The following is a 14960-nucleotide window of genomic DNA, read 5'->3' as shown; positions in this document are numbered from 1 at the left end:
CACGTCCCGCCCGATCCCGCCACCCACCGCTCACCCGATCCCGCCACCTGCCATCCACCCGATCCCACCCCCACCCGATCGGGCCAGCCCCCGCCCACTCTCGCCCTCACTCCCACTCCCACTCCCATGGGGTACTGCCCGATGCTCCCCCTGCTCTCCGCCCTCTGCGCCGCCCTCGCCACCTGGCTGTGGCCGTCCCCACGCACCCCCGCAGACCGCCTGGCCCACCTCCTCCCCCCGGCCCCCACCACGTCCACCCCTTCGAACGACGCCCCCACCCAGCCGGACTGGCTCAACAAGAAGGACACCCCCCAACGCCGCCCGACCCGCAAAACCGTCGCCACCGCCACGGCCACCGGCCTGATCATCGCCCTCCTCATCGGCGGCCCCGCAGGAATCGCGGCGGCCCTCCTGCTGGGTCCCGCGGTCGGCCTGTTCCTGCACAGAAAGGAACCTCTTCAGTCCCGGCAGGAACGCGAACAGATCACCGCCGACCTCCCCTTCGCCGCCGACCTGATGACCGCCTGCCTCCTCGCCGGACAACCGGCGGGCGCCGCCACAGACCTGGCCGCGACCACGATCGGCGGCCCTCTCGGTCAGCGTCTGGCATGGGTGAGCAGCCAGCTCCGCCTCGGCGCCGATCCGGAGCCCACCTGGGCAACCCTGGCCAGAGACCCCGCCCTGAGCCAACTGTCGAGAGCGATGAGCCGAGCCGCGCAGAGCGGCGCGCCGCTGGCAGACGTCCTGACCCGTCTGGCCGACGACGCAAGAGACACAGCCAGAGCCGCCTCACTCGCCGCCGCCCGTACCGTGGGGGTCAAAGCCGTGGCCCCTCTGGGCCTGTGCTTCCTCCCGGCGTTCGTCCTCCTGGGCATCATCCCGGTGATCGCCGGCCTCGCCTCCAGCATCGTCCTGCCATGACCCACGCCCGTCCTGGACCCCCACCCCGAGGCTCTGAAGCGAACGGCCACTTCACCGGACTCCGGCCTCCGACGGCTCATGTGCTCTTCAGATCACGCCTTCGCCCTCATCCGACCCTTCCGCACTCAACGCGGGCTTATGCGGACACACCCGCGCGACGCCTCCTCAGCAGACGATCACAGGGACGAGACGAGCCGAGGGACTTATCCACAGCCTGAGGGCCGGCTCCGATGACGTCCCCAGAACGCCGTTCGGCCTGACGGTGGCTGCGCCTTCTCGGCGAATCTTGCACTCCCGCCGGACAAGACCCGGCTCCGAGCACCTGGAGGCACGATGCAAAGTCCCGCCACCATGCCAGGCACCATCAGGCCGACCCCGGACACCACCCCATATGCCACCTCGCCCCGGCCCAGCACCTACAACAACACCTCAGCCGAACAAGCCATCCCGATGCCGACACCAGTCGTCCTCGCGCCACCTTCCGACACAGCCACCACCACCCCCTTGAACCGAGCTGCGACCAGAGCCTTCATCCCGACTGCCGCCAAAGCCCCACTCCCCGAAACGTTCCAGCCCCTGACGACAAGCCTCGCCCCAGCCCCAGGTGTCCCGACCGGGCCGAGCCCACGCAACACCCGATGGCACCTCAGCAAGTGGATCACCTGTGCTGTCGCAAACCGAGAGCGCGGCATGTCCACAGCCGAGTACGCAGTAGGAACCATCGCAGCCTGCGCTTTCGCCGCACTTCTCTTCAAAGTCGTCAGCAGCCCAGAAGTTCAGGAAATGCTGAAGTCCCTCATCGACCGAGCGCTCAAGACGACCGGATGACCCTTCTCCAGAGGCGGATCGCCACGGTCAGGCGACGGTCGGCATCGCGAGGCTCGGTGACGGCCGAGACCGCCGCCATGCTGCCGGCGCTGATGATCGTCCTGGCAGCCGCGCTCTGGGCCATACAAGCGGTGAACGTCCAACTGGAATGCGTGGACGCAGCCAGGGCGGCAGCGCGCGCCGCAGCCCGAGGTGAGCCGCTGGACCAGGTCCGCGACCTCGCCCGCTCAGCCACCCGCCCAGACGCACACGTAGAGATCGCCCGTGACGCGGAAACCACGAACGTAGAGATCGCAGTAGATGTACGACCAGCTTGGGGTTCCTCATTACCGGCCGTCCGCGTATCGGCCTCGGCTTCGGCCGCCACAGAACCATGACGTCGCCGGACGCCTGCGGCAGAGGAGATCTGCCAGGAGGACATGAGCCCTCGTGTCCTCCTGGCAGCCGGGGGGCGAAATCTCCAACCCCTACGCCGACTCCTACCCACAAGAAGAGACGACGACGCCGCAACCCAGCACGGAGAGTGGAGAAGTCGAGGGCGGGAAGCGTCCACGACCGCCCAACCAGGATGTGGCGGTACGGCCGAGAAGCCAGGCAAAGCAGAACGAACACTGTCCAACCCTCAAGGTGTATCGACCACTTTGTGCAGCAGGAAAGGCCAAGGCGTTGAGAGAAGGCGTGCCACGAGGAGTCGAAAGATTCTTGCCCTCGTGTCGAAACTCTCTGTTACGGACAGTGAACACTTCGCAACGGAGGCCCAAGCCGGTCAGGAACCTCATGTGGCCGTGCGAAGGGTGCGAAGGGTGCGAAGGGTGCGCGCGGGCTTGAAGTGCCTGGAAACAGGCAAGCGCCTGAGCGGCGAGACGAAGATCCTTTGGGAGGCCGCCGCCCATGCAGAGTCGGCTGCCCCTTGCCAAGAATCCGAGGCACCGGTGCCCCTCGGTGTCATTGGGCGAATCGTCGGCTCCTACGACACTTCGTCAATCATTCACTCTTCACTTCAGGGACGACGATGATCAATTGCAAGGAGCGAGGGTCGGCGTCCTTGTGGGGCGTGGCCCTCATGGGGCTTCTGCTGGCGATCGCCACAGGGCTGGCCATTGTGGGCGCGGTTCGTGTGGCCCGCCATCGCGTCAACAGCGCGGCCGATCTGAGCGCTCTGGCCGCCGCCAAGCTGGCGATTCTCGATCCCGAGGGCGCCTGCGACAGAGCGTCCACACTGGCCGGGAAGAACGGCGTCAGGCTGGTCGCATGTGAGATCACGGGGGCGGTCGCCGACGTCCGAACCTCCTTATCGATCACCTTGCCGATCGCGGGCGCACACACTCTCACGGGCAGGGCTCGTGCGGGTCCGGCCACGTTGTCACCCGGCAAGAACGGCTAGAAGCCCTGTCTGCTGACAGCGAGCTGGAAGGCGGGGGCGCATCGCGACATCCGCAATCGGAGGGCAGTCGCCGGCTCGCGTCTTCTCTCGCGGCAAGAAACCGTTTCCATCAGCTGTAGGCGCTGGGCGAGCATGCCGGAGTGACTTTGCTGCGGTGTCGTGGAGGCATCTGATGGATTCGACTGTGAAGCCAAGACTGATCTTGCTGTGCGGGCTGCCCGGGGCAGGAAAGACGACGCTGGCCAAGCGCCTGGCGCGCGAGATCCCAGCGGTACGGCTGTGCCCGGATGAATGGATGGCTGATCTGGGCATCGACCTGTTCGACGAGCCGACGCGCGACCGGCTTGAGAGGCGCTTTTGGAAGCACGCGCAGGAGTTGTTGAGGCTGGGACAGACCGTGATCTTGGAGTTCGGCTTCTGGGCGCTGTCGGAACGCGAGGAGAAACGTGTCAGAGCGCGCGCACTCGGCGTTCCTGTCGAACTGCACTACCTTGCCGCGCCGATCGACGAGCTCTGTCGTCGGCTCGAAGCCCGTCACGCGAAGGGAGAACCAGGAACGGTCTCGATCAGTCGTGAGTTGCTGGAGGAGTACACGAAGCTCTTTCAGGCCCCCGATGCTGACGAACTTGCTCTTTTCGATGCACCACCACCGGGGCGACGCAGGTGACGGGCCCTCGGAACGCGGGCGTTGCGGGGAGGCCGAACCTTGATGCACGCCTTCGCTGAGCACGATGTGCGCAGTGCGGAGAGGCAGCAGGTGGTCAGTCAGCAGGTGGTCTGTGAGTAGGTGGTCTGCTGCACTTCGATGTGCCGCCAGCAGGGCTGGACAGGAGTTCCGGCATGGCGTCGCGAGGGTGGAACCTCGTCCCCGGAAAGGGCGGGTGGCGGGTCGGTCGAGGTGGCCGTCCGAATCGCTGACCTGACGTTTGCCTGCTCGTCCACGGCCAGCCGACGTCCTGTTCGCCGACCAAGCCGGAGATGCGCACGACCAGCGGTTTTACGGTTAACATCCCCGGCGTGGATCTCGATGCTGTACGCACCTTCGTGGTCGCCGTGGAGGTGGGGCGGTTCCAGGATGTCGCCGCGGAGTTGTCGATCAGCCAGCAGGCGGTGTCCAAGCGCATCGCCACTCTGGAAGGGAACTTGGGGGTGAGACTGTTCACGCGTACCACGCGCGGGACGCAGCTCACGATCGACGGGCAGGCGTTCCTGGTCCATGCTCGCGAACTCCTCCGTGCCGAGGAGCGCGCGATCGCCAGTGTCCGGCCCGGCCGTCGTGCGCTGCGCGTCGACGTGGTCGGGCGGAAGCTCGCCCCGGCCGCGCTGCTGGGGGACTTCCATCGCGAGCATCCCGAGTTCGAGCTGGATGTCGTGACCCTGCTCGACGCGGACGCGGCCATCGACGCCGTTCGTTCCGGGACGATCGACGCGGCCGTTCGCGCCGTCACCGCGCCTGGAGGGCAGCCTCCGGATGTCGGGGTTGTCCGAGTCCTCGATGAGCCCGTCCAGCTTCTCGTCGGGGTGGACCACGAGTTCGCCGGTGCTCGCACGGTCGCGCCTGCGCAGCTCGCCGGGCATCGGATCTGGCTGCCCGGTCTCGTCCCCGGGACCGAGTGGGCCGCCTATTACGACGATCTCGCTGCCGCGTTCGGGCTCACCATCGAGATCAACAGCCCGGACTTCGGTACTGAGCCCCTGTTGGAGACCATCGCCGGATCCCGGTCACTGGTGACCTTCATCGGGGAGCAGACCCGTCTTGGCTGGCCCGCCGACCATGGCCTCAGGCGTATCGCCCTGCGTGACCCGATGCCCGTTCACCCGTACTCACTGATCTGGTACCGCGACAATCCGCACCCCGCCCTCGCCGCACTTTGCGACTTCCTCGGTTCCAGGCGGGCCGGCCTCTCCGACGGCGAAGCCTGGACGCCGGTATGGGCCCAGCGGTAGGAGATTTTCTGGGGGTTGGCGCGAGCTGGTGGGCTTCTGGGGGCAATGTCGCGATCGAGTCACGACTTCTTGGACGCGGTGTCCAAGAGTTGGCTACGTCGCATAAGGTTCCGCTTACCCTCGGTTCATGTCGTCTTCGATCGCCTTCTGAAGGACGGACTTCGGGGCGGTCGGGTGACCGCGTCGGCCGGGCGGACCGCACTTCCGGTCGTCGCGTGAGCGCCCTCTGGACGGTCATGCGGCGCGAGGCTCTCTATGGAGGGAAGCGTCGTGACGGTGGTTGGCAGGGTGGTGGCCGCTGTGGCGGTCGTGGCGGCTTCGATCGTGATCGGCGGGTCGGCGCAGGCGGCCGTGGTGACACGGCAGGCCGAATCCGCCGGAGAGATCACCTCGCCTTCCGACGGTCAGGTGGTCACGGGGTCGTCCGTCACGGTTTCCGCTCGTACCGGGTTGATGCAGCTCAAGATGGGTCTGTACGTCGACGGCCCGTCCACGCCGAGCCTGCGGGTCGCCGGAGGCGGAGCGAACGAGACGATCTCCGGTACGTTCGACGCCGGCAGCGCGCCCAACGGCACCTTCACCGTGACGCTCAAGGGCGAGATCACCGGATCCAAGTACGCGAGCACCACCTTCAAACTGCGGCGGCCCCCCGAGACGCCAGGAAACGTGAACGCGCGGCTGGAGGGCACCGGCAAGATCGAGGTGACCTGGAGCAAGGGCTCGGAGCCTGACCTGCAGTCCTACGAGGTTTCCACCAGTCAGTCCGGCGTCGTGGGCCGGTTGCCCGCGGACAGCGCCTGCTCGGGCTCCTCGTGCAAGGCCGTGCTGGCCGTGCCCGCCAAGGCGGCGGGGCGGCGGGTGGGCATCATGGTCAAGGCGTTCCGGGGTGATGGGGACGGCGGTTCGGTCGGGTCCGGCAAATCGGGCGCCGCGTATGTCATGGTTCCCGCGGCGGCCACGTCCCAGGCCAAGAAGCAGAAGACCGACACGCGGCGGGCGCCGAAGACGGACGGTAGGAAGGGCGTCGAAGCGCTGCCGACCCTGCCCGCAAAGAAGCAGGTCAGGCCCACGACCGTACCCACCCGCAAGCCGACGGCGAGCCACAGGAAGACCTCCGCCCTGCCTTCGCTGCCCGACGCGGACACCAAGGGCAACCTTCCGATCCCGACCACCGCCGACGGCACGGCCGAGGACGACGGCGGGACGGGCGGACACCGGGCGTCCGGGACGGACAAGGGCGCGAAAGGTGACACCGAAGCCGTTCCGGTCCGGGCCGGCGGGGTCGAGGCGCAGTCGGACGAGTCGCCGATGGGGGACATCGGACAGTACGGGATTTACGTCGTGATCGGCCTGCTGCTGCTCCTGCTCGCCGCACAGGCCGGGGCATGGGCACGGCGACGCGCCCTCGCCGCCGCGGCCAGTGGCAGCGGCAGTGGCGGTGGCAGTGGCGGTGGCGTAGGCAGTCGCGCTGCGGCGCACACCGCCGCCGCAGCCGCGGCGACGGGAAGCGGTGGGGACACGTCGGTTCGGTCGGGCGCGGGCAACGTTCCGACTGGTGGGACGGCCCGCCGTCGGCCGGCCGTGGTGCTCGCCGTAGCCAGGACCCGCATGCCGGAGCCCCCGCAGGACCAGCCAAGAACACCCCAGCCCACGCAGCCGAACGCCCAGCCGAACGCCCAGTTGAACGCGCAAATGAACGGACAGGCGAACGCTCAGGCGACCGGACAGCCGAACGCGCAGATGAACGGGCAGGCGACCGGACAAGCGACGGGGCAGACGAATGGGCAGGTAAGTGGACAAGCGGACGCGCAGACGGACGGACAGGCGGACGGGAGGGGCAGTGGGCCGGTGAGCGACAGGGTGGCCGGTGGAATGGGTGTGTGTGGCGGGTCGGCGGTGGAGTCCGGGGCGGAGGCCAGAGCCCTGGGGGCGGCGTCGGCGCACGTGCCGGCCGCTCTGCCGATGCACTTAGACGTGCACGACCTGCGCGCGGCCCAGAAGGCCCGCCCGGAGCCCGTACGCATCACCCTGTCCAGCTCGGCCGTCACCGACGTCCCCCAGCCCGCGCCCCCCGCAGCCCCACCCGCCACCCGCATCGAGGACCGCTGGGACGACTACCTCCCCCCGTCCCCCAGGTCCATGGAGGACAGCGGCTTCTGGGAACGCCCCCAGCCCGGCGCGGACGACTTCTGGGCCCCCGACGACAACGAAGAAGACAGCGAGCGTGCCTTTGCGGGCCGCCATCCGAAGAAGGGCGACAGCTAGTCCGGAGGGCGGGCCGGGTCAGGGGCGAGGAGGATGTCCAGGAGCTGGAGTGCGCCGCGTTTGTGCAGGGGCTCGTTCCCGTTGCCGCACTTCGGGGACTGGATGCAGGACGGGCACCCGCGATCGCACTCGCAGGAGGCGATCGCCTCGCGCGTGGCCGTCAGCCAGTCGGTGGCCCGGCCGTAGCCGCGTTCGGCGAAGCCCGCGCCGCCCTCGTGGCCGTCGTACACGAAGACGGTGAGCAGGCCCGTGTCGGCGTGCAGTTCGGTGGAGACGCCGCCGATGTCCCAGCGGTCGCAGGTGGCGAACAGCGGGAGCAGGCCGATCGAGGCGTGCTCGGCGGCGTGGGCCGCGCCGCCGAGGTCGATGTCCGCCGCCGCGAGCGGGGTCAGCGCGCAGGCGGGGAGGGTCCACCAGACCGCGCGGGTGCGGAGGGTGCGGGGTGGCAGGTCGAGGGGTTCGTCGCCGAGCATCTCGCCTGACTGCATGCGCCTTTTGAGGTACGAGACCACCTGCCGGGTCACCTCCACCTCGCCGAAGTGCAGCGTTCCCGGGCCGAACGGGCGGGAACGCTGGGTGCCGAGGATGGAGATGTCCGTGATGTCGCGGGCGAACGTCGAATAGTCGGGGGTGGCGGCCTCGACCAGCGCGACTCCGGAGTCCAGGTCGAGGGCCTCCACCAGGAACGTCTCGCCCTGGTGGAGGTAGACCGCGCCGGTGTGGACGGTGGTGTGGGCGGACGGCTCGTCCACGCTGCCGAGCAGGCGGCCGGTCGACGACTCGACGACCTGGATCGGGGCGCCCCCGCCGCCTCTGATGTCGGCGAGGTCGGTGGCGCGTTCGCGCCGGGTCCAGAACCAGCCGGCCGGACGGCGTCGCAGGAGGTTTCGGGCGACCAGGTCTTCCAGGACGTCCGGGGTGGTGGCGCCGAAGACGGGCAGATCGTCGTCGGTCAGCGGGATCTCGGCGGCCGCGGCACACAGATGGGGGCCCAGGACGTACGGATTGTCGGGGTCGAGGACGATCGCCTCCACCGGCTGGCCGAAGAGGGCCTGCGGGTGGTGGACCAGGTAGGTGTCCAGGGGGTCGTCCCGGGCGATGAGCACGGCGAGGGCGTCCTGGCCGTCGCGGCCCGCCCGGCCGGCCTGCTGCCAGAGGGAGGCGCGGGTGCCCGGCCATCCGGCGATCAGTACGGCGTCGAGGCCCGAGACGTCCACGCCGAGTTCGAGGGCGTTCGTGGTGGCCAGGCCCATGAGGGTGCCGGCGCGCAGGGCCTTCTCCAAGAGGCGGCGGTCCTCGGCGAGGTAGCCGGCGCGGTAGGCGGCGACCTTGTCGGGGAGGGTGGCCAGGTCCTCGGCGTGGTCGGGGATGGCCCAGGTGAGTGGGCTCGACGTGTCGGGTTCCGGGTCGGCGGCCTCGGCGATCGCCGGGTCCTGGTCCGGTGGCCAGGGGGCGGAGACGGAGAAGGCCACGTCGGCCAGCTTGGCGCGGGCGGTCAGGGCGACCGTCTCCGCGCCGCGCCGCGAACGTACGAACGCGAGCGTCCGTACGTTCGCCAGGACCAGATCCGCCAGGAGGTCCGCCGCCTCCGCGGTCGCCGTGCGGCGTACAGGAGCCCCGCCCTCGCCCCGCAGATCCGTCAGGGGCGGCTCCCAGAGGGCGACGGTTGTGGAACCCTTCGGAGAGGTATCTGTAGTCACCTCGGCCATCTCAAGCCCCGTCAGCCTCATGGCGAACACGCCGGGCTCGCTCGCCGTGGCCGAGGCGAGCACGAACGTGGGGCGCGAGCCGTACCGGGCGCAGACGCGGCGCAGGCGGCGCAGGATCTGGGCCACGTGCGAGCCGAAGACGCCGCGGTATCCGTGGCACTCGTCGATGACCACCATGCGGAGCCGGCGGAAGAACGAGGACCATTGGGCGTGGCGGGGCAGGACGCCGCGGTGGAGCATGTCCGGATTGGTCAGGACGTAGTTGGCGTGCTGGCGGACCCACGTACGTTCCTCGAAGGGGGTGTCGCCGTCGAAGCAGGCGGCGCGCACCTGCGTGATGCGCAACTCGCGCAGCCCGCGGAGCTGGTCGGCGGCCAGCGCCTTGGTCGGCGTCAGGTACAGGACCGTGCCGCCGTCGAGGCAGGAAGCGACCGCCGGAGTCAGGTACGCCAGGGACTTGCCGGATGCCGTGCCCGTGCTGATGATCACGTTTCGGCCACGGAATGCCAGGTCGGCGGCTTCGTACTGGTGGGGCCAGAGTCCTGTAACCCCGCGGTTCGCCAAGCGCGTAACGAGCACGTCCGGAGCCCATTCGGGCCAGCGGACCTGACCCGCCTGACGTGCTGGAACATGCTCCACATGGGTGACACGCTCGTGACGTGCGGGAACTCCGAGCAGGTGGGCGAGGAGTGGACCTGCCTGTTGTGGGGAGGATGCCGAGGAAGTCACTGTTTCCAGTCTTGCATCGATGGGCAAAGTCGCCGGGAATCGTGATTTCGTATAGACACAAGCCGGACGCGTGGTTGAATGCCGCGCGTCAGGGTCGGACAGTCTGGGGCCACGCTCCAGATTGCCAGGCCCGCAAGAGTACTTTCGCAGGCGAGGCGCTGGAGGATCTGTGGATCTGAAGTTGGATCACCGCACCGAAGACCGACTCACCATCGTGGAGGTCGAGGGTGAGATCGATGTCTACACGGCGCCGAGATTGCGTGAGCTCCTCATCGACCTGGTGAACAAGGGCAACTTCCACCTTCTGGTGAACATGGAGAAGGTCGACTTCCTCGACTCCACGGGGTTGGGAGTGCTCGTCGGCGGGCTCAAGAGGGTCCGGGCGCACGACGGCTCGCTCGAGCTGGTGTGCACCCAGGAGCGCATCCTCAAGATCTTCCGCATCACTGGTCTGACCAAGGTCTTCGGGATCTACGCTTCCGTCGACGAGGCCAAGGAAGCTCACGGCAAAGACAAGTAGCATGGCTACCGTCGAGCTGACGTTCAGCGCCCTCCCCGCGCATGTGCGGACCGCCCGGCTCGTGGCCACGGCGATCGCCCGTCGTACCGGCGTGGAGGAATCGCTGCTGGACGAAGTCAGGCTCGCCGTGGGTGAGGCATGCTCCCGGGCGGTCGAGGCGCATCGACTTCACTGCCCGGGCGAGCCCATCCGCATCGAGCTACGTGACGACTCCGGACGTTTCGAGGTCACGGTCAGCGATCTGGCCCCCAGCGACGAGATCAAGCAGGAGCAGCCGCTCGACTTGGGCATGCTCTCTGACTCGTTCATGTCAGGCTTCGGCATCGCCGTCATCTCGGGCCTGGCCGATGACGTCGAGGTCTTCCCCAGCCCCAAGGGGACGAACATCCGGATGAGCTGGCCCGCCTCGAACGCGGCGGTCTCCTGATCGGACTGCTCTTGGATCGGTCCCTCACTCTTTGAGGGGCCGTTCCAGGGTGTTCTGGTTGTGGTCGGCTTCTTTGAGATGGGGATGAGGGTGTGCCTGGGTTGTGGCATGCCTTCGTCTCTGTCAGGGCGGGCCGGGTCTTGCTTTTCGCGTGCCTTGAGGTTTGTGTGGCCTTTGGGGCGCGCGTGGCGGAGGTTGGGCGCGATCGTCCGGGGTTACGGCGTCGGCGTCGTACCGGATTCCTGACCGTCGAGGCGGCGTCGGGGTGTTGTGGGCTGTTGACGCGCGCGCAGGCTCCGAACTTTGGTGTTCCGGGGGCGTAGGTGTGTTCCATGGCGGGGTGTCGGTTGTGGGGTGCGGTGTCTCGCTTGCCCTGGTGATGATGCCGGCGCCTGTGAAAGGTGACCCCCAGGTGTTGTCCACAGGCTGTGGATGAGCGGGGGATGGACGGCTGACGGCGAGCGGCCCGCTGGCGCGCGGTCCTGGGGATGTGGCGGTCCTAGGGGACGGTCCTGGGGTGGCGGTCCTGGACGTGCGGCGGGGTGGCGGATGCCCCCTGGAAGGGCCGTGCAACTGCGTCCTTGCCCTTGCGGGAAGGGCTGCGGATGCGCGCTCTGAAGGGCCGTAGGCGGCAGGGGGCCGGAAGGTCGGGGTTGCCCGGTGGGGCGTAGGGGTTGGTGTGCCGGGTGCGATTGCAGGCGGGGCATCGGAGCGGTGGCGCGGCGGGTCCTGAAGTTGCGGCTTGAGGGGCGGCTCCACGCAGGGGCTCCCGGAGGGGCCGGGAGGTAGGGGGCCCACAGGGCTTCGGCGGTGGGCTGTGGCGAGGCCGGAGCTGGACCCTGGGGTGGTGGGCCCGGGGGCAGGGCCAGGGTTGGGGCCCGGGGCGGGGCTCGGGGCGGCGTGTCGTGCGGGATTAAAAGTTGGTTTCGGTCGGTCCGATTTGTGGGCTTGTCATGCCCGTAAACGCGAGGAAATTTCGCCTGTCAGATCCCAAACCGGCCTGCTGTCAGGGGATTACTGGACGCCCCCGCAAATAGCCGCCCCGAGAGCCTTCATATCCGTTCAGTGCCTGCGTAGACTCCCGGCACCGGCCAAGGTGATCCGGCGGAACCGCGGATTCAACCGGAAGCGGCACCCACAACCCGGATGGTGCCGCACCGCCCGCCGAGAGATCCGCAGCACCGTTCGGGCAGACGACCGGTCTTGCCGAGGAGAACGATGAGCAGGCACATGCTGGCATTGGAGCCAGCGCCCAATCTGTCCCTGAGCGGTAACAACCTCACCATCGTGATCGTGGTCGCCGCGGTCGCGCTGATCGCGCTAGCCGTCGCCGGCGGCCTCGTACGCGAGGTGCTGTCCGCCGGCCAGGGCACCGAACGCATGCAGAACATCGCGCGAGCCGTACAAGAAGGCGCAGCCGCCTATCTCGCGCGCCAATTCCGCACATTGGCGATCTTCGTGGTCGTCATTCCCTTCCTGTTGCTTTTGCTACCGGGCGAAACAGACGTCGTCGTCGGTCGCTCGATCTTCTTCGTGGTCGGTGCGGTGTTCTCCGCATTGACCGGTTTCATGGGCATGTGGCTGGCGGTACGCGGCAACGTACGCGTCGCCGCCGCGGCCAACGAGGCGGGCGAGAAGCGCGCCATGCGCGTCGCGTTCCGCACCGGCGGCGTCGCCGGCATGTTCACCGTCGGCCTCGGGCTGTTCGGTGCGGCCGTGGTCGTCTTCATCTACCAGGGCGAGGCGCCGCACGTACTCGAAGGGTTCGGGTTCGGGGCGGCGCTGCTGGCGATGTTCATGCGAGTCGGCGGCGGCATCTTCACCAAGGCCGCCGACGTCGGCGCCGACCTGGTGGGCAAGGTCGAGCAGGGCATCCCCGAGGACGACCCGCGCAACGCCGCGACGATCGCCGACAACGTGGGCGACAACGTCGGCGACTGCGCGGGCATGGCGGCCGACCTGTTCGAGTCGTACGCGGTCATGCTGGTCGCCAGCCTCATCCTGGGCAAGGTGGCCTTCGGCGAGCAGGGGCTGATCTTCCCGCTGATCGTGCCCATGATCGGCGTGCTCACCGCGATCATCGGCATCTTCGTCACCGGGCTGCGCGACCGCGACCGCAACGGCATGTCGGCGATCAACCGCAGCTTCTTCATCTCGGCCGGGATCTCCGCGGTACTGGTCGCCGGGGCGGCCTTCTGGTACCTGCCGAGCAGCTTCAGCGGACTGTCGGGCTCGACGGTCAGCTCCGACGCCGACCCGCGCCTGATCGCGGTGGGCGCGGTGCTCATCGGCCTGGTGCTGGCCAGCGCGATCCAGTTGCTGACCGGCTACTTCACCGAGACCAACCGCCGCCCGGTGCGCGAGATCGGCGAGAGCTCGGCGACCGGCCCGGCGACCGTCATCCTGGCCGGCATCAGCGTCGGCCTCGAATCGGCCGTCTACTCGGCGCTGATCATCGGTGGCGCGGTCTACGGCGCGTTCCTGCTCGGGTTCGGGAACGTGACGATCGCGCTGTTCGCGGTGGCCCTGGCCGGCACCGGCCTGCTGACCACGGTCGGCGTCATCGTCTCCATGGACACCTTCGGCCCGGTCTCCGACAACGCCCAGGGCATCGCCGAGATGTCGGGCGACGTCGAGGGCGAGGGCGCGCGGGTGCTGACCAGTCTCGACGCCGTCGGCAACACCACCAAGGCCATCACCAAGGGCATCGCCATCGCCACGGCCGTGCTCGCGGCCACGGCGCTGTTCGGCGCGTTCCGGACGGCGGTGGAGGACCAGCTCTCCAAGGCCGGGCCGGACATCAAGGCGGCGCTGGGCGTCTTCTCCACCTTCAGCCTCGGCATCGACCAGCCCAACGTCCTCGTCGGCCTGATCATCGGCGCGGCGGTGGTGTTCCTGTTCTCCGGCCTCGCGATCTCGGCGGTCGGGCGCGCGGCCATGCGGGTGGTCTTCGAGGTACGCGACCAGTTCCGCAACAAGCCGGGCATCATGGACGGCACCGAGAAGCCCGAGTACGGCCGCGTCGTGGACATCTGCACCCGCGACTCGCTCCGCGAGCTGGCCACGCCCGGCCTGCTGGCGGTGATGACCCCGATCGCGGTCGGGTTCGCGCTCGGCTACGCGCCGCTGGGCGCCTTCCTGGCCGGCGCGATCGCCTGCGGCACCCTGATGGCCGTCTTCCTGGCCAACTCCGGTGGCGCATGGGACAACGCCAAGAAGCTGGTCGAGGACGGCCACTACGGCGGCAAGGGCTCCGAGGCGCACGCGGCGACGGTCATCGGCGACACGGTCGGCGACCCGTTCAAGGACACCGCGGGGCCGGCCATCAACCCGCTGATCAAGGTGATGAACCTGGTGGCGCTGCTGGTCGCCCCGGCCGTCGTCATGTACGCGGGCAACGCGACCCTGCGGATCGGCATCACGGTGCTGGCCGTCGCGGTCGTGGTCGTGGCCATCGTCGTCTCCAAGCGGAGGTCGGTGACCAGCGAGCCCGCCAGCAACAACGACCGCGAGCACGAGCCCGTGGCGTCGTAACGAGCGCTCCGCGAGACGCCCGCCCCGGCCAGGGGCGGGCGTCTTCGTGTCCGGGGGCGGGCGGAGGTGGGAGGGCGGGGTGGTGGTGGGAAACTGGGCGGGTGGAAGACGACAACCGGCCCTCGGGTGGGAAGACGCTGGGCCTCATTCTGCTGGCGATGCTGGTCATCCTGGGCGTGATCGTGGGGCTCGGGATCTGGGCGTCGAGGGGATGAGGCGATGCGCACCCTGATACTGCTCCGCCATGCCAAGGCCGCGCAGGTGCCCGGCCTGGCCGATCACGAACGTCCGCTGACCGACCGCGGCGAACGGGACGCCGCGCGGGCCGGCGACGAGATCAGGGCGGCCGGGCTGAGTCCCGACGTGGTGCTCTGCTCCCCGGCGCTGCGGACCAGGCGTACCGCCGAGCTGGCCTTCCCCGGTACGGAGATCAGCTACGAACGCGACATCTACCAGGCGTATCCGGATGAACTGCTCGAACTGCTCCGCAGGACCGATCCGGAGCTGAGCACGGTCGTGTTGTGCGGGCACAATCCCGCAGTGCACGAACTGGCCCTGGAGCTGGGCGGCGGCGACTACGGGTTCCGGCCGGGGGCGTACGCGGTGATCCAGGTGGAGGCCGCGTGGGTAGACCTGTGGCCGGGAGAGGGACGCCTGGTCGCGCACTGGGATCCCAAGGAGCACTGACCGGGGACG

Annotated in this window: 12 protein-coding genes; 11 read left to right on the top strand and 1 reads right to left on the bottom strand. The window is 68.8% G+C overall.

The window, feature by feature from the left end; translation table 11 throughout:
- Window positions 1-141: 141 nt before the first annotated feature.
- The 7 genes from IEZ27_RS10720 (at window position 142) to IEZ27_RS10695 (ending at window position 7345) form a co-directional block, all read left to right on the top strand.
- Window positions 142-921, top strand: a complete 780-nt coding sequence (locus IEZ27_RS10720; protein WP_189647060.1) for a type II secretion system F family protein — start codon at window positions 142-144, stop codon at window positions 919-921.
- A gap of 333 nt (window positions 922-1254) precedes the next feature.
- Window positions 1255-1749, top strand: a complete 495-nt coding sequence (locus IEZ27_RS55270; protein WP_308427268.1) for a DUF4244 domain-containing protein — start codon at window positions 1255-1257, stop codon at window positions 1747-1749.
- Window positions 1746-2126 carry a TadE family type IV pilus minor pilin gene (locus IEZ27_RS53765; protein ID WP_268246052.1) on the top strand — a complete coding sequence of 127 codons (381 nt, stop codon included), beginning with the start codon at window positions 1746-1748 and terminating at the stop codon, window positions 2124-2126. The genes IEZ27_RS55270 and IEZ27_RS53765 overlap by 4 nt, the downstream gene beginning before the upstream one ends.
- A gap of 635 nt (window positions 2127-2761) precedes the next feature.
- On the top strand, window positions 2762-3133 hold the full coding sequence (locus IEZ27_RS10710) for an Rv3654c family TadE-like protein (RefSeq protein WP_268246051.1): 372 nt from the start codon (window positions 2762-2764) through the stop codon (window positions 3131-3133).
- Window positions 3134-3305: 172 nt separating this feature from the next.
- Window positions 3306-3800, top strand: coding sequence for an AAA family ATPase (locus IEZ27_RS10705; protein ID WP_189647058.1), 495 nt, complete (start codon window positions 3306-3308; stop codon window positions 3798-3800).
- A 350-nt stretch (window positions 3801-4150) separates the two neighbouring features.
- Window positions 4151-5080 carry a LysR family transcriptional regulator gene (locus tag IEZ27_RS10700; RefSeq protein ID WP_229823855.1) on the top strand — a complete coding sequence of 310 codons (930 nt, stop codon included), beginning with the start codon at window positions 4151-4153 and terminating at the stop codon, window positions 5078-5080.
- A 270-nt stretch (window positions 5081-5350) separates the two neighbouring features.
- Window positions 5351-7345: a hypothetical protein gene (locus IEZ27_RS10695; protein ID WP_189647056.1), complete on the top strand. Its 1995-nt coding sequence runs from the start codon at window positions 5351-5353 to the stop codon at window positions 7343-7345.
- Here the strand turns inward: IEZ27_RS10695 and IEZ27_RS10690 are convergent.
- Window positions 7342-9732 (bottom strand): DEAD/DEAH box helicase, encoded by a 2391-nt coding sequence (locus tag IEZ27_RS10690; RefSeq protein WP_379478586.1) that lies wholly within the window; start codon window positions 9730-9732, stop codon window positions 7342-7344. The genes IEZ27_RS10695 and IEZ27_RS10690 overlap by 4 nt on opposite strands.
- Window positions 9733-9952: 220 nt before the next feature.
- Between IEZ27_RS10690 and IEZ27_RS10685 the strand changes: the two genes are divergently transcribed.
- The 4 genes from IEZ27_RS10685 to IEZ27_RS10670 all read left to right on the top strand — a co-directional run bounded on the left by IEZ27_RS10685 (window position 9953) and on the right by IEZ27_RS10670 (window position 14951).
- Complete coding sequence (locus tag IEZ27_RS10685; protein ID WP_043629845.1) at window positions 9953-10303, top strand: STAS domain-containing protein; 351 nt, start codon at window positions 9953-9955, stop codon at window positions 10301-10303.
- Window position 10304: 1 nt separating this feature from the next.
- Window positions 10305-10730, top strand: coding sequence for an ATP-binding protein (locus tag IEZ27_RS10680; RefSeq protein WP_125643997.1), 426 nt, complete (start codon window positions 10305-10307; stop codon window positions 10728-10730).
- Window positions 10731-11948: 1218 nt separating this feature from the next.
- Window positions 11949-14264, top strand: coding sequence for a sodium-translocating pyrophosphatase (locus IEZ27_RS10675; RefSeq protein WP_229823847.1), 2316 nt, complete (start codon window positions 11949-11951; stop codon window positions 14262-14264).
- 219 nt (window positions 14265-14483) lie between these two features.
- Entirely contained in the window at window positions 14484-14951 is a 468-nt protein-coding gene (locus IEZ27_RS10670) for a SixA phosphatase family protein (protein ID WP_229823844.1), read from the top strand.
- Window positions 14952-14960: the final 9 nt, after the last annotated feature.

This window comes from Nonomuraea spiralis (assembly GCF_014648435.1).
In the GTDB taxonomy this organism is placed as follows: Bacteria; Actinomycetota; Actinomycetes; order Streptosporangiales; family Streptosporangiaceae; genus Nonomuraea; species Nonomuraea spiralis.
The sequence above is the reverse complement of the archived record's forward strand: the minus strand, read 5'-3'. Positions and strand labels throughout refer to the sequence as shown.